This window comes from Gimibacter soli, from assembly GCF_028463845.1.
Classification (GTDB): domain Bacteria; phylum Pseudomonadota; class Alphaproteobacteria; order Sphingomonadales; family Kordiimonadaceae; genus Gimibacter; species Gimibacter soli.
This window is the reverse complement of the sequence record NZ_CP116805.1, coordinates 1,857,141-1,878,020: the sequence shown is the minus strand read 5'-3', so window position 1 is coordinate 1,878,020 and position 20,880 is coordinate 1,857,141. Positions and strand designations below refer to the sequence as shown.

18 protein-coding genes are annotated in these 20,880 nt (G+C 61.8%); 5 read left to right on the top strand and 13 right to left on the bottom strand.

Annotated features, from left to right (window positions below):
• Positions 1 to 2: 2 nt before the first annotated feature.
• From dxs to PH603_RS08770, 5 genes are all read right to left on the bottom strand, one after another.
• A complete protein-coding gene (gene dxs / locus PH603_RS08790) occupies positions 3 to 1,934 on the bottom strand; it encodes a 1-deoxy-D-xylulose-5-phosphate synthase (protein ID WP_353507346.1) in 1,932 nt (643 codons plus the stop codon).
• Positions 1,935 to 2,025: 91 nt separating this feature from the next.
• The gene (locus tag PH603_RS08785) at positions 2,026 to 2,919 is read right to left on the bottom strand and encodes a polyprenyl synthetase family protein (protein ID WP_289501930.1); all 894 of its coding nucleotides are present in this window, start codon (positions 2,917 to 2,919) and stop codon (positions 2,026 to 2,028) included.
• 9 nt (positions 2,920 to 2,928) lie between these two features.
• Complete coding sequence (locus PH603_RS08780) at positions 2,929 to 3,183, bottom strand: exodeoxyribonuclease VII small subunit (RefSeq protein WP_289501928.1); 255 nt, start codon at positions 3,181 to 3,183, stop codon at positions 2,929 to 2,931.
• 96 nt (positions 3,184 to 3,279) lie between these two features.
• Complete coding sequence (locus tag PH603_RS08775) at positions 3,280 to 4,461, bottom strand: MBL fold metallo-hydrolase (RefSeq protein WP_289501926.1); 1,182 nt, start codon at positions 4,459 to 4,461, stop codon at positions 3,280 to 3,282.
• Positions 4,462 to 4,464: 3 nt separating this feature from the next.
• Complete coding sequence (locus tag PH603_RS08770; RefSeq protein ID WP_289501924.1) at positions 4,465 to 6,258, bottom strand: acyl-CoA dehydrogenase; 1,794 nt, start codon at positions 6,256 to 6,258, stop codon at positions 4,465 to 4,467.
• A 119-nt stretch (positions 6,259 to 6,377) separates the two neighbouring features.
• Here PH603_RS08770 and PH603_RS08765 point away from each other — a divergent pair, with 119 nt between their 5' ends.
• Together PH603_RS08765 and PH603_RS08760 are read left to right on the top strand one after the other, a co-directional pair.
• Positions 6,378 to 7,340 (top strand): L-threonylcarbamoyladenylate synthase, encoded by a 963-nt coding sequence (locus tag PH603_RS08765; RefSeq protein ID WP_289501922.1) that lies wholly within the window; start codon positions 6,378 to 6,380, stop codon positions 7,338 to 7,340.
• A 4-nt stretch (positions 7,341 to 7,344) separates the two neighbouring features.
• On the top strand, positions 7,345 to 8,769 hold the full coding sequence (locus PH603_RS08760; protein ID WP_289501920.1) for an FAD-binding oxidoreductase: 1,425 nt from the start codon (positions 7,345 to 7,347) through the stop codon (positions 8,767 to 8,769).
• Here PH603_RS08760 and PH603_RS08755 read toward each other — a convergent pair.
• The 4 genes from PH603_RS08755 to PH603_RS08740 all read right to left on the bottom strand — a co-directional run bounded on the left by PH603_RS08755 (position 8,763) and on the right by PH603_RS08740 (position 12,128).
• On the bottom strand, positions 8,763 to 9,347 hold the full coding sequence (locus tag PH603_RS08755; RefSeq protein ID WP_289501919.1) for a lysophospholipid acyltransferase family protein: 585 nt from the start codon (positions 9,345 to 9,347) through the stop codon (positions 8,763 to 8,765). The genes PH603_RS08760 and PH603_RS08755 overlap by 7 nt on opposite strands.
• A gap of 374 nt (positions 9,348 to 9,721) precedes the next feature.
• A complete protein-coding gene (locus PH603_RS08750; RefSeq protein ID WP_289501917.1) occupies positions 9,722 to 10,354 on the bottom strand; it encodes a Crp/Fnr family transcriptional regulator in 633 nt (210 codons plus the stop codon).
• Positions 10,355 to 10,565: 211 nt separating this feature from the next.
• The gene (locus tag PH603_RS08745) at positions 10,566 to 11,510 is read right to left on the bottom strand and encodes a DUF2336 domain-containing protein (protein WP_289501915.1); all 945 of its coding nucleotides are present in this window, start codon (positions 11,508 to 11,510) and stop codon (positions 10,566 to 10,568) included.
• Between the two features lie 60 nt (positions 11,511 to 11,570).
• On the bottom strand, positions 11,571 to 12,128 hold the full coding sequence (locus PH603_RS08740; protein WP_289501913.1) for a gamma carbonic anhydrase family protein: 558 nt from the start codon (positions 12,126 to 12,128) through the stop codon (positions 11,571 to 11,573).
• Between the two features lie 99 nt (positions 12,129 to 12,227).
• Here PH603_RS08740 and mnmC point away from each other — a divergent pair, with 99 nt between their 5' ends.
• A complete protein-coding gene (gene mnmC / locus PH603_RS08735; RefSeq protein ID WP_289501912.1) occupies positions 12,228 to 14,159 on the top strand; it encodes a bifunctional tRNA (5-methylaminomethyl-2-thiouridine)(34)-methyltransferase MnmC2/FAD-dependent 5-carboxymethylaminomethyl-2-thiouridine(34) oxidoreductase MnmC1 in 1,932 nt (643 codons plus the stop codon).
• Here mnmC and PH603_RS08730 read toward each other — a convergent pair.
• Both PH603_RS08730 and PH603_RS08725 read right to left on the bottom strand, forming a co-directional pair.
• Positions 14,156 to 16,168: an elongation factor G gene (locus PH603_RS08730; RefSeq protein WP_289501911.1), complete on the bottom strand. Its 2,013-nt coding sequence runs from the start codon at positions 16,166 to 16,168 to the stop codon at positions 14,156 to 14,158. The two genes, mnmC and PH603_RS08730, sit on opposite strands and share 4 nt — an antisense overlap.
• 251 nt (positions 16,169 to 16,419) lie before the next feature.
• The gene (locus PH603_RS08725) at positions 16,420 to 16,914 is read right to left on the bottom strand and encodes a hypothetical protein (RefSeq protein ID WP_289501909.1); all 495 of its coding nucleotides are present in this window, start codon (positions 16,912 to 16,914) and stop codon (positions 16,420 to 16,422) included.
• 191 nt (positions 16,915 to 17,105) lie between these two features.
• Here PH603_RS08725 and PH603_RS08720 point away from each other — a divergent pair, with 191 nt between their 5' ends.
• Both PH603_RS08720 and PH603_RS08715 read left to right on the top strand, forming a co-directional pair.
• Entirely contained in the window at positions 17,106 to 17,999 is an 894-nt protein-coding gene (locus PH603_RS08720) for a LysR family transcriptional regulator (protein WP_289501907.1), read from the top strand.
• 60 nt (positions 18,000 to 18,059) lie between these two features.
• Positions 18,060 to 18,335 (top strand): Lrp/AsnC ligand binding domain-containing protein, encoded by a 276-nt coding sequence (locus PH603_RS08715; RefSeq protein WP_289501905.1) that lies wholly within the window; start codon positions 18,060 to 18,062, stop codon positions 18,333 to 18,335.
• Here PH603_RS08715 and PH603_RS08710 read toward each other — a convergent pair whose 3' ends face one another.
• Entirely contained in the window at positions 18,336 to 19,187 is an 852-nt protein-coding gene (locus tag PH603_RS08710; RefSeq protein ID WP_289501903.1) for a universal stress protein, read from the bottom strand.
• 11 nt (positions 19,188 to 19,198) lie between these two features.
• Positions 19,199 to 20,683: a SulP family inorganic anion transporter gene (locus PH603_RS08705; RefSeq protein WP_289501901.1), complete on the bottom strand. Its 1,485-nt coding sequence runs from the start codon at positions 20,681 to 20,683 to the stop codon at positions 19,199 to 19,201.
• Positions 20,684 to 20,880 lie beyond the last annotated feature (197 nt).

Here is a 20,880-nt window from a genome sequence, read left to right as displayed (position 1 = left end):
GCTCAGGCCGAAGCCGCCTCGGCGGCAGACTGGCCGAGATCGTTGCGCCCCATGGCCTTCAGGACGGTCGAGACGATACCGGCGGCATCAAGGCCGGCGTCGGCATACATGGTCTCGGGCTTGTCATGATCCTGGAAGGTGTCCGGCAGCTTCATGGCGCGGACCTTCAGGTTGCCGTCGAGAATGCCTTCTTCCGCGAGGAAATCCATCACATGCGCACCGAAGCCGCCGATGGAGCCTTCCTCGATGGTGATCAGGAGGTCATGGCTCGCCGCCAGATCGCGGATCAGCGCATGGTCAAGCGGCTTGGCAAAGCGGGCGTCGGCGACCGTTGTGGAAAGGCCGCGCGCTTCAAGCTCGTCAGCGGCCTTCAGCGCTTCGGCAAGGCGGGTGCCAAGCGACAGGATCGCAATCTTCGACCCCTCCCGCACAATGCGGCCTTTGCCGATCTCGAGGATTTCCGGTACTTCGGGCAGCGCCACACCAACACCTTCGCCGCGCGGATAGCGCACGGCCGAGGGGCGGTCGTCGATAGTTGCGGCGGTTGCCACCATATTCACAAGCTCGGCTTCGTCGGCTGCCGCCATCACCACCATGCCCGGCAGGTTCGTCAGGAAGCCAACGTCGAAGCTGCCTGCGTGGGTGGGGCCGTCAGCGCCCACAAGCCCGGCACGGTCGATCATGAAACGTACCGGCAGCTTCTGGACAGCCGCATCATGCACGACCTGATCATAGGCGCGCTGCAGGAAGGTCGAATAGATGGCGCAGAAAGGCTTGTAGCCTTCCGTTGCAAGGCCTGCCGCGAACGTCACGGCATGCTGTTCGGCAATCCCGACATCGAAGGAGCGGTCCGGGAACTGCGCCGCAAATTTGTCGAGGCCAGTGCCCGAAGGCATCGCTGCCGTGATGGCAACGATCTTGTCGTCCTTTTCGGCAGCCGCGATCAGCGCCTTGGCAAACACATTCGTATAACTCGGCGCCTTGGGCGCGGATTTCTTCTGTTCGCCCGTCACCACATCGAACTGCGGCACAGCGTGATATTTCTCGACATGCGCGGCTTCAAACGGGTGACCCCGGCCCTTTTCGGTGACCACATGAACAAGGATCGGGCCTTCATCCGCGTCGCGCACGTTTTCCAGAACCGGCAGCAGATGCTCCATATTATGACCGTCGATAGGGCCGACATAATAGAAGCCCAGCTCATCGAAAAGCGTGCCGCCGGTGGCGATGCCACGCGCATATTCCTCGGCCCGGCGTGCTGTCACCGCAAGCGGCTTCGGCAGCTTCGCAATCAGCTTCTTGCCAAACTCGCGGAACGACAGGAACGAACGGGACGACAGGATACGGGCGAGATAGGCGCTCATGGAGCCCACCGCCGGCGCAATCGACATGTCATTGTCGTTCAGGATCACGATCAGCCGGTTGCCGGCTTCATAGGCATTGTTCATGGCTTCGTATGCCATGCCCGCGCTCATGGCACCGTCGCCGATCACCGCAATGGCTTTGCCCGGCTTGTCCGCCAGCTTGTTGGCGACCGCCATGCCGAGGGCCGCACTGATCGAGGTGGAGCTGTGCCCCGCGCCGAACGGGTCATATTCGCTTTCAGACCGCTTGGTGAACGGCGACAGGCCGCCGCCCTGGCGGATTGACCGGATACGGTCCCGCCGCCCGGTCAGGATCTTGTGCGGATAGGCCTGATGGCCCACATCCCAGATCAGTCGGTCTTCGGGCGTGTTGAACACATAATGCAAGGCCACGGTCAGCTCGACAACGCCAAGCCCCGCGCCAAAATGGCCGCCCGTAACCGATACAGCGCTGATCATCTCGGCCCGGAGTTCATCGGCCACGCGCTGCAGGTCATCGCGTTTCACATCGCGAAGATCCTTGGGCGTGTTGATCCGGTCGAGGAGCGGTGTTTCAGGTCGCACGGTCAAGTCGGGTTCCTACAATATTGGTCAGGCGGCAACGGTTTGCCTGAGCTTTGCGGCAATGTCACGGCCAAAATGGTACCGGACAGGGCAAGCCCTATGTACGCCGGTTTATAGCAAAATGTGCAACGGCACGCAAAAGCGAGGCGCGTTCGTCAAATTCCGCAAGGTGGGCAATTGCTTGGTCGGCCAGCAGCCCGGCCTGCCGCCGCGCACGTTCCACCCCCATCAGGCTGACGAGCGTGGCCTTGCCCGCATCTGCATCCTTGCCGGTTGCCTTGCCGGTTTCTTCGGGTGTGCCTTCCACGTCCAGAAGGTCGTCGGCAATCTGGAAGGCGAGCCCCAGATCGCGGGCATAGCCCTGCAGGCTGTGACGGGCCTTCTTGCCGGCATGCCCCATGATGGCGCCGGCCTCAGCCGAGAAGCTGATCAGCGCCCCGGTTTTCATCTGTTGCAGGCGGCAAACGGCGGCTTCATCCATGCTGCCGCCCTCGCCCGCACGAATATCGATCATCTGGCCGCCAACCATGCCCTGATGGCCAGACGCATGGGCGAGCGACTTGATAAGCTCCAGCCGGATCATCGGGTCGCCGTGGGTTTCTTCGGACGCCAGAATTTCAAAGGCAAGCGTCAGAAGCGCATCGCCGGCAAGGATTGCTGTTGCTTCATCAAAGGCCTTGTGAAGCGTCGGCTTGCCACGGCGCAGGTCGTCATCATCCATCGCCGGCAGGTCATCATGCACAAGGCTGTAGCAATGCACACATTCGATAGCCGCGGCCACGCGCAGGGCCTGCTTGCGGTCGACATCAAAGAGATTGGCACTGGCAAGCACGAGGAAAGGCCTCAGCCGCTTGCCGCCCGAGAAGACCGCATAGCGCATGGCTTCCACGACCCGCGCCTCGCTCCCCGGCGGAACAGCGAGAATGGGCTCCAGCACGCGTTCCACCGCATGCGAGGTGGCGGTCAGGGCTTCCTGCAAGGCAGCTTGCATCGCTTTGCCTCAGTCGGCGTCGAACGGGGCTGTCCCCGCCGCACGGCCGTTTTCATCGAGCGTGATCTTTTCGATCCGGGCCTGCGCGCCCTTCAGCTTGGCTTCGCAGTGCGCCTTCAGGGCGGTTCCGCGGGTGTAAAGGTCGATCGAGTCTTCAAGCGACACCTGGCCCGATTCCAGCCGCGCCACCACCTGTTCAAGTGCGGCCATCGCCTCCTCGAACGAAAGGGCTGCAATCTCGGCTGTCTTGTCGGTGTCGCTCATGAACCCTCCCTCCAGATCGGCTTGCGGGTCATGCTTGCCCGCCTTTTGCCCTATATAGGCAATCGCGGCGGGGGCATGCAAAGGCTAAAGCGTTAATCAAGCCCCGGTTTCGACAAGGAGTGGCGGCAGGGCCACACCCGGCTCGGCGACCATCCAGTCATTGAGTGCGGCAGGATCGAAGGGTTTTACCACTTCATAGCGGTTATGCCGCCCGTCGAACGAGCGTTTGATGAAGCCCGCTTCCACCATCAGATTGAGGTGCGCGACCGCCTCGCCAAGCGCCATGAAGAAATCCACACCCGTGAGCTGGCGGCGGAACAAGAGCGGCAAGATCTCGACCGCCTTCACACTGCCATCCATACCGGCCATCAGCCGGTCGAGCTTGCCCATATGGCTGTCGATCAATTCCCCGAGCCGGGCAGTGAGGCCATAGAAAACACGGCCATGCGACGGCAGCACCAGCGGATTGCCCGGCAGGCCCTTCATCCGGTCCAGGCTTGTCAACCACAGGGCAAGCGGGTTGCCTTCGGGCTCGCGCGGATAGACCGAAACGTTCGAGGTGATGTTGGCGAGCACCTGATCGCCCGAGATGAAAAGCGGCTCGTCAAGGCAGTACAGGCAGGCATGCTCGGGCGAATGGCCACGGCCGATCACCACCTGCCAGCGCCGGCCGCCGAGGGTGATCAGCATGCCTTCCTGCAGGCGTTTGTAGGCGCGCGGCAGGGCTGCCACGCCCTTTTTGAAATTGTCGTTACCCGCGCCGCGGATCATCGGCTCGAACTGGCGACTGACCCCCATGCGGAACAGATATTCAACGTCCCAATCACTGATCGGCTCATATCCGCCAAGCCACAGGGCAGAAGCCATCAGATATTCGCTCATCGTCATTTCGAAGCTGGCGCCGTGACGCTCCACCAGCCAGCCGGCAAGGCCCAGATGATCCGGGTGCATATGGGTCGCGATAATGCGCTTCAGGGGCTTGTCACCCAGCACCTCGGCCTCGATCGCTTCCCACGCCGCAATGCCGCGCTTGCCGTTCGATCCGGTATCGACAAGCGCCCAATGGTCGCCCTCGTCGAAAAGATAGACATTGATATGATCAAGCGACCACGGCAGCGGGATACGCGCCCAGAGGACACCTTTCGCCACTTCGATCACACTGGCGCCTTCCGGCACCGCGTCGCCATGCGGATAAACGAGCCCGGCGTGGGTCTCGAGCCGTTCTTTCTGGTGGTCGGCGACGTCCGCCGATTCCACATCGTTCTTCTGTGTGCTCACTGGTCAGCCCCGCGCGAAATCGGCTTCGTCCATCGCCATCAGTTGCGTTGCACCGGCCTTGATGGGGCCGAGGAGCGCGATGGCGGGCGGCAGAAGCTGCTCGATGAAGAAAGTGGCCGTGGTGATCTTGGCTTGCAGGAAGCCAGGATTGCCGTCACCCGACGCCAGCCGGCGTTCCGCCGCCACGGCCTGCCGGGCAAGGAGATACCCGCCAAGCACGGTCCCGAAAAGTTTCAGGTACGGGGTCGCCGCACCGGCGGTATCGACAATGCCTTCAAAGCCGTTCGCGAACAGGGTTTCGGCCGCGTTCGCCAGCGCATCAACGCCTTCGCCAAGCGTGGTTTTGGAACCCGCCATGGCGCGGTCCAGTCCGCCGACGAACGTACGCATTTCGGCGATCAACGCATGCCAGTGCTCGCCGCCATCGGCATTGAGCTTGCGACCGACAAGGTCAAGCGCCTGAATGCCGTTGGTGCCTTCGTAAATCGGGGCGATCCGGCTGTCGCGGTAGAATTGCGCGGCCCCCGTTTCCTCGATGAAGCCCATGCCACCGAACACCTGCAAGGCAAGCGACGAAACCTCGACGCCGATATCGGTGGACCATGCCTTGGAAATGGGCGTCAGGAGGTCAGCTTCGCCCTGCGCCAGCCGCCGTACCTCCACATCCCCGGAATGATGGGCACGGTCCAGCGCCCAGACGTTCCGGTAGATGATCGCACGAGCGGCTTCCGTGAGCGCACGGGAGGTAAGCAGCAGCCGGCGCACGTCCGGATGATGGATGATCGTCACACTGTCGCGCGACTTGGCGCCGATTGCCGCCGACTGGACACGGTCCCGCGCGTAGGCCACGGCATGCTGGTAGGCACGTTCGGCCACCGAAACACCTTCAAGCCCAACCCCGATGCGCGCATGGTTCATCATCGTGAACATGTTGCGCATCCCCTTGTTTTCCTCGCCAACGATATAGCCGATGCAGGCATCGTTATCACCGAAGGACATCACGCAGGTAGGGCTGGAATGAATACCGAGCTTATGCTCAAGGCTGACCACCCGCACATCGTTGCGCGCCCCCAGCGAGCCATCCTCACCCACCATATATTTGGGCACGAGGAACATGCTGATGCCGCGCGTGCCTTCAGGCGCACCCGGCAGGCGGGCGAGCACCAGATGCACCACATTCTCGGCCTGGTCATGGTCACCCCAGGTGATGAAAATCTTCTGGCCCTTGATGAGGTAGGTGCCATCCGCCTGTTTCTCGGCCTTGGCCTTCAGCGCGCCCACGTCCGACCCCGCCGAGGGCTCGGTCAGGTTCATGGCGCCGGTCCATTCGAAAGAGACCATCTTCGGCAGATATTTCGCCTTGATCTCTTCGCTGCCGTGCGCAGCGATGGCCTCAATGGCACCGGCGGTGAGCAGAGGACACAGAGAAAAGGCCATGTTGGCCGACGTGATCATTTCGGTAACAGCAATCGCCAGTGTGGCCGGCAGGCCCTGTCCGCCGAAAGCCGGATCGCTTGCCAGCGTGTTCCAGCCGCCTTCGCGGTAGGCATCAAACACCGCTTTGAATGCAGCAGGCGTGACGACGCCGTCGTCCGTCAGTTTCGCGCCTTCGATATCGCCGGTGCGGTTGGTGGGGGCGATCACTTCGCCCGCCATCTTGCCGCATTCCTCAAGCACGGCGAGGGCGATATCCTCACCCGCCTCCTCGAAGCCCGGCAGGCTATCCCAGTCGCGGAGGCCGCCGACGGTTTCAAGGGCAAAGGTGATTTCTTCCAAAGGGGCGCGATAGTCGCTCATGATAGTCCGTTCCTCAAAATTGATCTGTACAATCAGCCGACTGGCCGCTAAGCCGCCGGTTTCTGGTATGTCCCTTGGAAGTTCTTTGTTATTTGCGGTGGACAGGATAGGTATTGGGCATGGGCAACACAATAGCCGATATCGAAACGATTGATGACGCTGGCGCCCGGGCGCGCGCGGTGAAAATCCTGCGTGCCGGTGGTCTTGTCGCGATCCCGACAGAAACCGTTTATGGCCTTGCGGCAGACGCCACCAATCCGGCAGCCGTTGCCGCCATCTATGCCGCCAAGGGGCGTCCCGCGCACAATCCGCTGATCAGCCATGTGGCCTCGCCCGAGATGGCCGCGCGCTATGTGACCGTGTCGCCCGCCGCACGCACCCTGATGGAGCGTTTCTGGCCCGGCCCGCTGACGCTTGTATTGCCACGCCGCGAGGACGTGCCGATTGCAGCCGCCGTTACCGCCGGGCTCGATACCCTCGCCGTACGCTGCCCTGCCCTTGAGCCGACCCGGCAGCTGATCGAAGCGCTCGACCGGCCGCTCGCCGCCCCCAGCGCCAACCCGTCCGGCAAGCTGTCGCCTACGACTGCAAAGGATGTGCAAGCCGGGCTGGGTGACCGCATCCCCCTGATCCTTGATGGCGGCCCGGCGCGCGTGGGGATCGAATCAACGATTGTGGGCGTGGAAGACGGTGCCCTGCGCCTCCTCCGCCCCGGCAGCGTGGTCGCTGACGACCTGACGGCCGCCACCGGCCTTGCTGTGCTTGACCGCGACGACAGCCGCATCACCGCCCCCGGCCAGCTTGTCAGCCATTATGCGCCGAACGCCCATGTCCGCCTGAACGCGACAACGAAACATGACGGCGAAATCCTCATCGGCTTCGGCACCGTGAAGGGTGATTTCTCGCTGAGCCCCAAGGGTGACCTCGAGGAAGCAGCCCGGATGCTCTTCACCTACCTGCGGCAGGCGGATGAAGCGGGCGTCGGCACCATTGCCGTGGCCCCGATCCCCGAAGCAGGTATAGGCATCGCAATCAACGACCGCCTGCGCCGCGCCGCCGCACCGCGCGACAGCGAGGCCTGACACAATGACGCTCGCCCCCGCCCATATCGAAGCCCTGATCGCCCGCGCCGGTGCGGGCGGCGGTACCACTGACGCCGATACCATCGCCCCGCACATCACCGAATGGCGCGACAAATTCATGGGCGCCACTCCCCTGATGCTGACGCCGAAGGACACCGAAAGCGTCGCGGCGATCCTCGCCTATGCCAACGAACACACCATCAGGGTGGTGCCGCAAGGTGGCAACACGGGGCTTGTCGGCGGCGGTATTCCGGGCCTTGAAGGGCGTGAGGAAATCCTCCTGTCGCTGAAGAAGATGGACCGCATCCTGTCGGTCGAGCCTGAAAGTTATCTGCTGACGGCAGAAGCTGGCGCCACCATCGCCAGCGTGCAGGCCGCAGCCGCCGCGAAGGACAGGCTGTTCCCGCTATCGCTGGCGTCTGAAGGCAGCTGCACGGTCGGTGGCACCATCAGCACCAATGCGGGCGGCGTGCATGTCATCCGCTACGGCACCATGAGGCGGCTGGTGGCGGGGGTTGAAGCCGTGTTGCCCGCCGGCACCATCATCCGCGACCTCGACGGCCTGCCGAAAAACAATACGGGCTATGACCTGAAGCAGCTGCTGATCGGCGCCGAAGGCACGCTTGGCATTGTCACCAGGGCGACCTTGCGCCTCGCGGAGCCCGAACGGGTCCGCCACACGCTGTGGCTTGCAGTGCCCTCGCCTGCTGCCGCGCTCACCGCGCTTTCAACGCTGAAGGATGTAACAGGCGGGCGGGTTTCGGCAGCCGAGATTGTCTCCGCAGCAGGCCTCGGCCTCGTGCTTGCCCATATCCCCGGCGCGCGTGACCCGCTATCCAGCCCCTCGCCCTGGTATCTGCTGATCGAAGCCGCCACAACGGGCGAAGATGCAGCTCTTGAAACCGCAATCATGACGTGGCTTGAAGCCCGGATGGCGGATGGCACCGTCACCGACGGCACCCTCGCCCAGTCACTGACAGAACGGGAAGCCCTCTGGAAACTGCGCGAAAGCCTTTCTGAGGCCCAGAAACATGAAGGCGCCAGCATCAAGCACGATATCGCCGTACCAGTGACGAGCGTGCCCGCTTTTTTAAAGGACGGCACCGCGCTCATCGAAGCCCGCTGGCCCGGCGCCCGCGTCATCGCTTTCGGGCATGTCGGCGACGGCAACATTCATTTCAATGTGTCGGTGCCGAAGGGGGGTGACGGCAAAGTCTTCCTGAAGGAATGGGAAGCGATGAATGCCGCCGTCCACGACCTGGTCGTCTCAATGGGTGGCTCGATCTCGGCCGAGCATGGCATCGGGACCCTGAAGCGCGGAGAGCTTGGCCGACTGAAGCCCGCAGCAGAGCTGGAAGCCATGCGCGCCATCAAACGCGCGCTCGACCCCAAGGGCATCCTCAATCCGGGCGTACTGATCCCCTATTGATTGGCGGGGTTAATGCCCTGTTTGTCGGCATAGAAGGCATGGATCGCTGCCATGTCGGCTTCCATGTTGCCGGTCGGGTAAAAGAGCGGCCCGAGCCCCACTTCCTTCTTCGAGGCATCCAGATAGGCCATCAGGATTGGCACATCGGCCGCCACCGCGATACGGTAAAAACCGGTTTTCCAGCGGTCGACTTTCGACCGTGTGCCTTCCGGCGCGATGCCGAGGATGAAATCATCATTGGCCGCGAAAGCCTTCACCGCACCCTCGACCATATCGGCAGCTGCGCGTGTATCGCGTTCAACCGGCACTCCGCCAAGCCAATAGAAAAGCCAGCCAAACGGCCCCTCGAAAAGTGTGTGTTTGCCAAAGAAACGCGCCCGCACACGAAAGGCACCAACAACGGCCATGAAGACCGGGAAGTCCCAGTTACTGGTGTGCGGGGCCGCAATCGCCACGAATTTTGGAATATCGGGCACTTCGCCGACTTTTTTCCAGCCGGTAAGGCGCAAGAACAGATTGCCCGTATGATGCAGGAAGCCGGAGAAAAAACGGCTGTCATGGATAAGCTTTGCGGCCATAAAGGCTCCGGAACAATGAACGGGCGCCAACCCTAGCCGGACCGCGGATAAAGGCAAGTCAATCAAGATTGCGAGGCCCTGAAAAAGAAATAGGCGGACAGGTTACCCCGTCCGCCGATTAGTTATCGGCGTCCGATACTCAGGCAAGGCACCGGACGCCATACTCGAAACAGATGTCTCTGCGATCTCAGGCAAAAACCGCCAGACACGAGATACTCTGCATACCCCGTGCCATGAAATTTAATCGTTTAATTTCAGTATGTTAGATATTTTCAACAAATAGACATCCCGTTTTGAAACAGATGCTGCGCAGCAATTGTGTTTCAAAATGAAACATGTTCTATTTTGGTACAGAAATTCAGAAGGAAAACCGCTCAGACGGTTTCGGCATCGCCCGAGGCCAGATCGGTCAGGCCTTCGCGGTCGAGGATGCGGATCGTGTGGGCCTGCTCGATTTCCAGGATGCCATCATTCTTGAGGCGGGAAAAAGCACGCGACACGGTTTCCAGCGTGAGGCCCAGGAAATCGGCAATGTCGGCGCGGGTCATCGGCAGCCACAGTTCGTGGCCGCTGCACTGGATTTCCTCCTGACGCTCGACAAAGGCCAGAAGGAAGGATGCCACCCGTTCCAGCGCATTCTTGCGACCGAGGGTGAAAAGCTGATCCTGCATGTCATCCAGCATGCCGGCAGTCAGCTTGTGGAATTCGCGCTCGAACATCGGGAACCGGACAAGCAGGTCTTCAAAGGCACCCCGGTCAAACCGGCAAACGGTAACGTCCGTCAGTGCCTCGGCGGAAATCGTGTAGGCTTCCTTGCGGGTGTGGCCAACGAAATCCCCGGTCGAGACAAAACCCATCACCTGCCGGCGCCCATCGATACCGACACGCGCGAGCCGCAGGTGGCCATTGACCACATTGAAGGCATGGCGAGCATCATCCCCTTCCAGAAAGAGGGTTTCGCCCTTGGAGACTTTCAGTGATGTCGAAATGGCGTTGAGCGCAGGCATGAATTCATCGGGCAGACCAGCGCAAAGCTGCCGCAGCCGGGCATCACATTGAAGACAGCGCGAGGGGCCATAACCGCCCCCCCTGACACCGATAGAAACCATTTCGAACTTCCCCTGTTCGCTGGTCTCAATGTATCCGGGTTCACCTTGAAATAAAACACATTTCGGGCAAAAGCGCGCTTTTGCCACACACCGGAAACGTGCATCAGAACTACTGGTGGCGTTCGTATGCGATCAGAAGGACGCGGATGACGGCGCGCGAGAAACCGGCGCTTTCGAGCACGCGTGCCAGCACCTTGCTCGGCTCCTCGCCCTCGGTAAGCCGTTTGTGCAGCGCTGCAGGCGACGCATCGATCAATACCGCTACCGCCGCGATAAAGAGGCGGAGGTTCGCATTCTGCAGATAGTTGAGAAGAATGTCGGACGTGATGCCGCCCACTGCCTTCAGCTGCCGCAGGTAATTTTCGATCTCGGTCGTCGGGGCACTATCCAGCGCCTTGGTAAAGACCTGACGGTTGGCCATCGAGATGAGGTAGGAAGAATAATCGGACGCCAGGCTGAACTTGTCGGTCAGATATTCGCCGTATGAACTTGAAACCTTCGAAATCAGCCGTTCAACGAGGGAAACCGGCAGATCAGCACGCGCCGCCAGCTTTTCCATCAGGGTACGTTCTTCAGGGAAACGGTCGATCGCCGTATTGAAGGACCGCTCCGACATCGTCGCGGTCTCGTTGTCAGCAAGTTTTTCAAGGGCGCGGACGCCAGCCAGCGAGCAAAGGGCGAAGGCGATCATTTCCGGCAGTTCGCTGCGCTGGGCGATGGCGCTGTGCGTGCCATCGCTGCCGTCGCGGATCAGGGCTTCGAGCGCCTTCTCATCCAGCGCCTTGCTGGCAATCAGGAAGGGTGTGGAAACCTGTTCGATATCCTTGGCAATCTTGCACATGATATCGCGCGGCAGAAAGCTGCAGTGGCGCAGTTCCTTCGAAAGAGCTTCCCGCACGGAAATCGCCAGATCCTCAACCAGCAGCCGGGCCAGTTCGAGTGCAGCTTCATAGTCGGGATAGTCGTGCCGCTTGGCAATAAGGTGCCCGACCTTCTGGGCGATCTCGACCCGGCCAGCGAGGTTAACCTGCTGAAGCTCTTCAATACTGATCAAGTCCTGGTTCATGGACACCATAATTCTTTTTCGACCTGCCAGCCGCCCGTTTGGCGATATTCAACCGGAAACGGTGCCGTCTGCAAGTATTTCAGCGTCGGCTTCTTCAAGACTCTGTGAAAATCTGCGAGCATTTTCAACATAATGTAGCGAAGAAAGCTGGAGCATCTTGCGTTCTGCCTCGCCGAGCGTACGCGCTACGCGTGCAGGTGCACCAATTATAAGCGAGCCTTCGGGGAACTCTTTTCCTTCCGTGATCAGCGCGCCGGCGCCAACAATCGACCCTGCCCCGATTCGGGCGCCGTTCAAAATCGTCGCACCCATACCGATCAAAGTATCGTCGCCGATCTCGCAGCCATGCAGCATCACCTTGTGACCAACCGTCACGCCCTTGCCGATGACAAGCGGCTTGCCGGGGTCGGCATGCAGTACCGACCCATCCTGCACATTGGTGCCTTCGCCGATGCGGATTTCCTCGGTGTCGCCGCGTACGGTCACCCCGAACCAGACGCTGGCGTCCTTGCCGAGCCAGACATTGCCGATGACGGCAGCATTGGGTGCCACCCAGACGCTGTCGTCCTCGAACCGGGGCCGAACCCCGTCCAGTGCATAAATCATGAGAATCCCCCTCGATTGCGCGGTTTCCTTAGATCGTAACACCATTCCGGTCAAACAAAAGGCGGAGACAGCAGCCCGGCGAACCGTTAAGAAGGCCCCATGATTGAAAAGAACACATCCAATGGTGGACAAACCCTGTCCCCCATCGCGGACGATGCGATCAGCTGGCGCGGCAAGGCGCCGGTCGCGCCCGGATTCGATGATGTCTATTATTCGGCGGACGATGGCCTGGCCGAAACCGATTATGTGTTTCTGGGCGGCACGGGCCTGCCCGAAGCATGGACCGGGCGCGACCGGTTCGTGATCGCCGAAACGGGCTTCGGCACTGGGCTCAATTTTCTTGCCACATGGAAGGCCTGGATTGCGGCGGGACGCCCCTGCGACCTCACCTTCATCTCGGTGGAAGGCTATCCCCTGTCGCGCCGCGCCCTTGCGGAGGCGCACCGGACTTTCCCGGAAATCGCAGACCTGTCACCGCACCTGATCGAGGCATGGCCTGCGCCTGCCCCCGGCTTCCACGAACGCCGGTTCGAAGGTGGCCGCCTGCGCCTTCTGCTGCTGTTCGGCGATGTGGTGCCAAGCTTTCAGGCCCTGCAGGCCGATGTGGACGCATGGTTCCTGGATGGCTTCGCGCCTGCCAAGAACCCCGCTATGTGGTCGGACGCGGTGATCGACCAGATCGCGCGACTTTCGCACCCCGGCACCCGCTTCGCCACCTTCACCGCCGCAGGCGTGGTGAAGCGGGCCTTGCAGGCACGCGGGTTTGAGGTGATCAAAGGCAAGGGATACGGCCGCAAGCGTGACCGTTTGCTTGGCACCGCCATCGCACCAGCACCACTGACGCCATCGGAAGTGCAAGTCCCCGAATGGGTGAGCCTGCCCGCCGCGCGGCGCGACAGCCGGATCACCATCATCGGGGGCGGTGTCGCCGGGGCCTTCCTCGCCCGCGATCTGAAAGCGCGTGGCCGTGATGTGACGCTGGTTACCGACCCCGCCACACCTGCTGCCTCTGCCCTGCCCGCCGCCATCATCGCCCCCAAACTGCCGCTTGAGGACAGCCCCGCTTCGCGCTTCATGGCCGCCGCCTTCCTCGCAGCCGTCAGCGACCCGGATATCATCGCCTGCATGGCAAAGGTGCGCGGCACCGAACTGCTGCCAACCGACGCAGCCGCCAAAGACCGGCTAGCCACCCTTCAGGCGCACCTCAACTGGGGTCACGACCGGATCAGCATCAATGAAGCTGGTGGCCTGACGTTCACCGAGGGAGGCAGCGTGGATGCCATATCCCTGCTCGCCCGCCTTACCGACGGCGTTTCCCGCATTGAGGCAAAAGTCGAATGTCTGGAGCGGACCGCCACCGGCTGGCACCTGATCGGTACGGACGGCAGTGTCATCACCGAGGCCGAAACAATCGTCGTGGCCGCCGGCCCCGCGAGCGGCGATATCCTTGGCGCGCACGCGCTCGACCTGCGCCCCAATCGCGGCCAGATCGAGATTGTTGCGGATGAAGTATTGAAGGGTGCGCCAGCACACAGCCTCACCTTCGGCGGCTACCTGACTGCCGCGATTGGCGGTGAACGGACGCTCGGGTCATCGTTCGAACGGCTGGATGCCGACGCGCGAGAGGCAGCACCGCCGCGCGATGCCGACCGCACCGCTATATTGCAAACCGCCGCCGAGGCTGGGCTGCCGGTTGACGCAGGCACCAATACGCGCTCATGGACCGGCCTACGCGCCACCGTGCCGGACCATATGCCCTACGCCGGACCGGTGCCCGACTGGGCTGCCATGGAACGGCAGTTTGCGCCGCTCGCCCATGATGCGAACACAACGGCGCTTGGCCCCGCGCCGTTGCAGCCGGGACTGTTTCTCCTGACGGGCCTCGGGTCCAAGGGCTTCCAGTATGGCCCCCTTGCCGCGCGCTATCTGGCCGCGATGATTGGTGGCGACCCGCTGCCCCTGCCGGCGGACCAGATCGCCCGGATACACCCGGCCCGCCACCTGATCCGCCAGATCATTCGCCGCACCTAGTGCGCGGTACGCTCCTTCGCCGCGCTCAACACCTTGTCCTTCAGCTTGCCCGTCAGTTCGGTCAGGTGATCGAAGCCATGCCGGAACGTGCCGGAGCCCTGCGTCAGGGACCGCAGCTCGATGATCAGGTCTTGCATGTCGGCCTTCGGGATATGGGCATCCACCTGATCCCACCCCGGCCAGCCGGGACGCGCATCGAAATTCAGGATTTGCCCACGGCGGGAGGACACAAGGCTTGTCACCTTGGCCGTATAGTCTGACGGCACGAAGACGGTGACCTTCTCGATGGGTTCCAGCAGCACCGGCTGGCAGGTCGGTAAGGCCTGCGAGATAGCCATGCGCCCCGCCATCTTGAAGGCCATATCCGAACTGTCGACCGTGTGGAACGAGCCGTCCGTCAGCGTCACCAAAACATCGACGACCGGGAAACCAAGCGGGCCATGCACAAGGCTTTCGCGCACACCAGCCTCCACGCTCGATATATATTGGCGCGGGATGGCGCCGCCGGTGATCTTCTCGTCAAAGGCAAAGCCGGTGCCCGGTGCCTGCGGGCGCACCTCGATCACCACATCGCCGAACTGGCCATGGCCACCCGTCTGCTTCTTGTAGCGGGCATGGTGCGTGGTGCTCGAACGGATGGTTTCCTTGTAGGGCACCTGCGGCATGGCCATCGCCACATCGATCCCGAAACGCTCCTTCAGGCGGATGCGCGCCGCCCGCATGTGGATTTCCCCTTGGCCGGAAAGCACGAGCTCGCCCGTGTCCTGCAGGTTTTCAAGCGCAAGGGCCGGGTCTTCGGCGATCAGCTTGGCGAGGGATTCCGACATCTTCGCCTCTTCCTTGCGGTCGCTGACGGAAATTGCCATCGCGTAAACCGGCTGCAGCCTTTCCGGGCCTGCCACCGCCGGCCGGCCAAGCGTCTGGCCTGTGGTGACACCTTCCAGCCGCTGGAGCGCTGCCACATCGCCGGCTTCCACACCGGACACCTTCATGAATTCCGCGCCGACCATCCGGTAAAGCCCGGAAACGCGATGCTCGCCGATCATGTCTCCGTCCCTGATCGGCCCGTCGATCACGCGGGAGATGGACATACGGCCCATGTGCGGCAGGATACGCGTCTTCATCACATAGGCACTGAGCGGCACCGAAGGCCCCGCGGCCAAACGCGCACGGGCAGGCTTGAAGCCCGGCGCTTCGTGCCGGACCGCCTTCATCAGGCGTTTCAGGCCATGGCTCATCAGGCCGCTGCCCATCATCACCGGCATGATCCGCCCTTCGGACAGATCGGCCGAAAGATCGGCATAAACCTCGGCTGAAGGCGGCTTCACGTCTTCGAGCAGCTCTTCCATCAGCTCGTCATGGAAGTCGGCGATCGTTTCCAGCATGTGGAAGCGGTCGTCCTTCACCTGCTCGGCGATGCTTGTTGGCATGTCGATGGGGCGGCTGCGGTCGTTGCTCCTATACTCCCACGCGCGCTCGGCGGCGAGATCGACAAAACCGGTCACCGCACCGTTTTCGCGGATCGGCACATGCCGCAGCACAGCGGGCACGGCACTGACCCGATCAAGGGCGGCGGCAAGGTCATGCACGCTGCCGGCCGCCCGGTCGATCTTGTTGATGAACAGCATGTGCGGGATGCCTTCTTCCTCAAGCATATGAAGAAGCGGCCCGAGGATCAGGATCTTCTCGGGCTCGGGCTCCGCCACCACGATGGCGAGGTCGGCGCCGTGCACCGCATAGCGGGCTTCCTGTGCGAACTCGACCGAGCCGGGGCAATCGAGAAAGACATAATCATCATCCATCCAGCGCATGGCGGCAATATTGAGTTCGGTCCCGATACCGAGCTCACGGGCATCCGGCCCGTCGTCACCAAAAACCCGCTCGCCATTGGCCTGGCGGCGGGTTGTTCCGGACATGAACAGCAGATTTTCGAGGAGCGTTGTCTTGCCGCTCGCACTGGGGCCCACGAGTGCCACCACCCGCGGGCCAACCTCTTTGCCTTTTGTCATTTGAACCTCCGTCCCGGCGGCCGGGCATGTGGCCGCTCTCCTTGATTGGAAATGCGCGCAGCAAACCCGTGGCCGGGCCTGCTGGCCGGCTGACGAAAAGGCGATGTTTGTTCTTTTGAGCGGACGCCTGCAGTCTAGCAAATCCGGGGGCTGCCGCCAATCGGCAATAAAGTGGCGGGTGGCAAAGGGAGCTTGCCACCCGCCTGAAGAAATGCCGGGGTCGGGGAAGACGTGTCCGGCATCACGGCCGGTCAGTCGTTGCTGGCGAGCTGTTTGCTCTGGAGGGATGTTTCCATCCGGGCAAGCACACGGCCCGCCAGTTCACTTTCCGGATTCAGTTTCGCGGCACGGCGGTAATCGGCAAGCGCGGCGTCCGTGTCGCCAGAGAGGCGATTGAGGTGGCCGCGGTTCACGAAAGCCCGCCAGTCGCGTTTGTCAAAGCGGATCGCCGTATCGCAGGCATCCTTGGCGCTATCGAGCCGGCCAAGGGCCAAGTCAACCGCGCAGAGGTTGCTATAGGCAATCTGCTGGCGTTCACCGCCATTGATCGACCGGGCCGCCTTGGCCAGATATTCGGACGCCGTTTCCAGGTTTCCTTCGGTGATCGCTTCCATGCCGGCCTTCAGGTTGGGGTCGTTATATCCATAGAAGGTCTGCGCATTGGCGGCGCCACCAAGTCCCATCGTGGCAACGATCAGGGCCGCACCGGCCAGACTTGCCATCTTCTTGTTCACATACTTGATCATCTTACTACTCCTCGCTGCTGGCCCCGCTTTCAGGGCCGGGTTTGCCTGGATGCCCCAGGCAGGCTGTCATTCTCGGGCTGCGGTCTGATGCCGCCTTGAGGAGTTTTCTACACCATTCGAATGCGTATGGCATTCAGCTAATATTGCATGTAATGTATTCGATATTGAATATTCGAAGACGGAGCCATCCGATGATCAACTGGGACGATCTCAAATATTTCCTCGCCATGGCGGAAGCCGGCAGCCTTTCCGCCGCCTCGCGCAAGCTGGGGGTCAGCCAGCCGACCCTGTCGCGCCGCCTGATCGCGCTTGAAGAAGGCATGGGGGTGGAGCTGTTCCTGCGCACCCGGAACGGGCTCGAGGTGACCGCACTTGCCGAAAGCATCATCGACCGCGCCCGCCACATGCAGGACGATATCTATGCGATCGAACGCATGATCACCGGTCAGGGCGACGCGCTGAAGGGCAGCGTGGTGGTGTCAGCGGCCGAGCTTGTCGGCTCCAACTGGCTGGTAAGGAAGCTGCGCCCCTTCCATGATCTTTATCCCAGCATCACGGTGGATATCAGCGTGGCGAACAGCGCGGCTGATCTCCTGCGCCGTGAGGCTGACATCGCGCTTCGCATGTTCCAGCCCACTCAAGGCGACCTGATTGCCAAGCGCACGGTGACAATGAATTACGGCTATTACGCCAGTCAGGACTATATCGACCGGCGCGGCAAGCCGGAGCGACTGGCCGAACTGCGGGACCATGACGTGGTGCTGCCGCATGACGAGATCCTCGCGGCCTCGAAAGCCAAGATCCGCCATGCGCTGCCCGGGCCCCGCGATGCGGCTTTCCGGTCCAACAGTTTTGCCGCCCTCACCACCGCCGTGCGTGAAGGATATGGCATCGGGGCAGTATCCTGCCTGACAGCCGCGGACGACCCGAACCTCATTCGCCTGTTCGATGGCTATGTTGTGGCCTCGATGGACCTGTGGCTTGTCGCCCACTCGGAACTGCGGCGCAGCGCCCGCATCCGGGCCATGTATGATTTCATCGGCGACATGCTGATGGATAACGCCCGCGCCTTCGATGGCTGCTGAATGCTTCACAGCGGCCTTTCGATGCGCTAGGAAAGGCCGAACCGATTTGAGGAGCGGCGAATGAAAACCGTATTCGTGATGATCAAGTGCGAACTGGGCCGCACCTATGACGTGGCAGCCTTCCTGGCCGATGAAGTGCCGGAAGTGCGCAGCTGCTATTCCACGTCCGGCAATTATGACCTTCTGGCGCAGTTCCAGCTGGAAGCAGATCAGGAAATCGGCCGCTTCATCTGCACCGAGGTGCAAACCGTGCCGGGCGTGAAGGATACCTACACGATCATAGGCCTTAATGCCTTCACCGAAGACCGCGTAGAAGGCGACTGCGACGCCCTCTGATCAGCGGAACAGCAGGACAGGCACCTTGCAGGCCTGCATGACCTCGGTCGTCGTGCTGCCAACGATCATGGCGCGCAGCGGCGAGTGGCCATAAGCCCCCATCACGATCAGCCCGCAATCATTATCCTGCTGGTAGCGTACCAGCGCGTTGGCGGCGTGCCCCGGCACCATCGCCGCTGTTACCTTGGTGTGGCGTGCCTTCAGCTTTTCAGCAGCCGCCTTCGCCTTGGCTTCCACCTCGGCGGTTTCGCCGATGGAGACAACATGCAGGGCCATCCCTTCAAAGAGAGGGGATGTGGCCACAAACTCAAGCGCTTTCGCAGCACTCTTGCCCCCGTCATAGGCAATCAGCACGTTGCGGACCGGGCGGAAACCGCGATTGGCAACAAGCACGGGCTTCACGCTGGCGCGCACCACCCGTTCGATCTTGCTGCCAAGATGCCCGGCCGCGAAATCGGCCGAAGCCCCGCGCTTGCCGATCACCACAAAGTCGGCCCCTTCTTCGCGCTCAAGGATCGTTTCCACGATCCCGCCGTGGCGGTGGGTGACGCTGATATCGGCCAGCCCTGCGTCCTTCAGATGCTTTTCGCCAGCGGCGAGGAGGGAACGGCCGGTTTCCTGCGCGGCGCGGCCTTCGGCTTCGTCAATCCGGGCGAGTTCTTCGAGAAGCGCGCTTTTGGCGCCAAGGCCGACCGCACCTGAGAGATCATGCCGTGCGGCCACCGCATCCTTGCGCTGGATGGCGTGCAAAAGCTCCACATGGGCGCCAAGCTTTGATGCCATCCAGGCGGCATGATCCGCCACGCTGGTGGCGTAAACGGAAGCATCGATACAGGCGAGAATTCTGGTCATCACTATCCCCCTCAGTGCCCTGATGCTGCCGTGTCGGCATCCGGCTTGTCAAACACGCTGAAGCGGTCGATGAGCGTGGCGCTTGCTTCGTTCAGGCCGACGATATCCACCGATGTGCCCTCGCGGCGGAATTTGAGGACGACCTTATCCAGTGCGTCCGCCGCCGAAATATCCCAGAAATGCGCCGCCGAGACATCGATGGTCACATGGTCCAGCACTTCCTTGAAATCGAAGGCGCGAACGAACCGGTCAACCGAGGCAAAGAACACCTGCCCCGAGACCTGATAGGTGCGGCCATTGCCGCCCTCTTCCGCGACGGACGTGACCTCAAAGAGCCGCCGTACCTTGCTGGCGAAGAAGACACCGGACAGGAGGACACCCACCAGCACCCCGCGGGCGAGATCGTGCGTGCCGACAACAGTAACAACCGTGGCGACCATCACGACGGACGATTGCCACGGGTGAACCTTCAGATTCTTCACCGATTGCCAGCTGAAGGTGCCGATCGATACCATGATCATCACGGCTACAAGGGCCGGCATCGGCACATCGCTGACAAGCGGCCCGAGTGCCACAATGAGGATCAGAAGCACCACACCGGCAGTGAGCGCGGAAAGGCGGGTCGAGCCCCCGGATTTCACATTGATGACCGACTGGCCAATCATGGCGCAGCCGCCCATGCCGCCGATGAACCCGGTGAAGAAGTTGGCAATGCCCTGCCCCTTGCACTCGCGGCGCTTGTTACTGTTTGTATCGGTCAGGTCATCCACAATCTGCGCGGTGAGGAGCGATTCCAGAAGGCCCACCGCCGCCATCGTCAGCGAATAGGGCGCGATGACCGCAAGCGTTTCAAACGTCAGCGGCACATCCGGCAGCGCGAAGAAAGGCAGCGCTGACGGCAGCTCCCCCATGTCGCCCACCGTATTCACCTCGATCCCGAAGCCCATGGTGATGGCCGACAGGGTGATGATGGCAATCAGCGGCGACGGAATGGCTTTCGTCAGCCGCGGCAGCAGATAGATGATGGCAAGCGCCAGCGCGATCAGCGGATAGGTGATCCAGCTGACACCAATCAGCTGCGGCAGCTGCGCCATGAAAATAAGGATGGCGAGCGCGTTCACAAACCCGGTGATCACCGAGCGCGAGACGAACTGCATCAACAGATCAAGCCGCAGGAACCCGGCGATGATCTGGAAAATGCCCATCAGGATGGTGGCCGCAAACAGATACTCGACCCCGTGATCGCGCACCAGGGGCCCCACAAGCACGGCAACAGCGGCGGTCGCCGCCGAAATCATCCCCGGCCGACCGCCCGTGAAGGCGATGATGAAGGCGATGGAGAAGGAGGCATAAAGCCCCACCTTCGGGTCCACGCCCGCGATGATCGAAAAGCCGATGGCTTCGGGGATAAGGGCGAGCGCCACCACAAGCCCCGCCAGAAAATCGGCACGCGGGCTCGCCAGCCATTCACGGCGCAGCGCAGTCAGGAAAGGCATGGGCTTGTCCTACATGATGGGAATTTGCGGCCCGTGATACCGGGAACAGGGTTGGATGGCAAGGATTGAGGGATAGTTGTTGCCTTGGTTCGTCCGGAATTGGCATCGGCATTTTTATCGGCGGCCATTGTGATTGAAAAAACATCCGGGCATTCAGCCAAATCATGAGCTGACCATGCTAAGAAAAGCTAAATTGC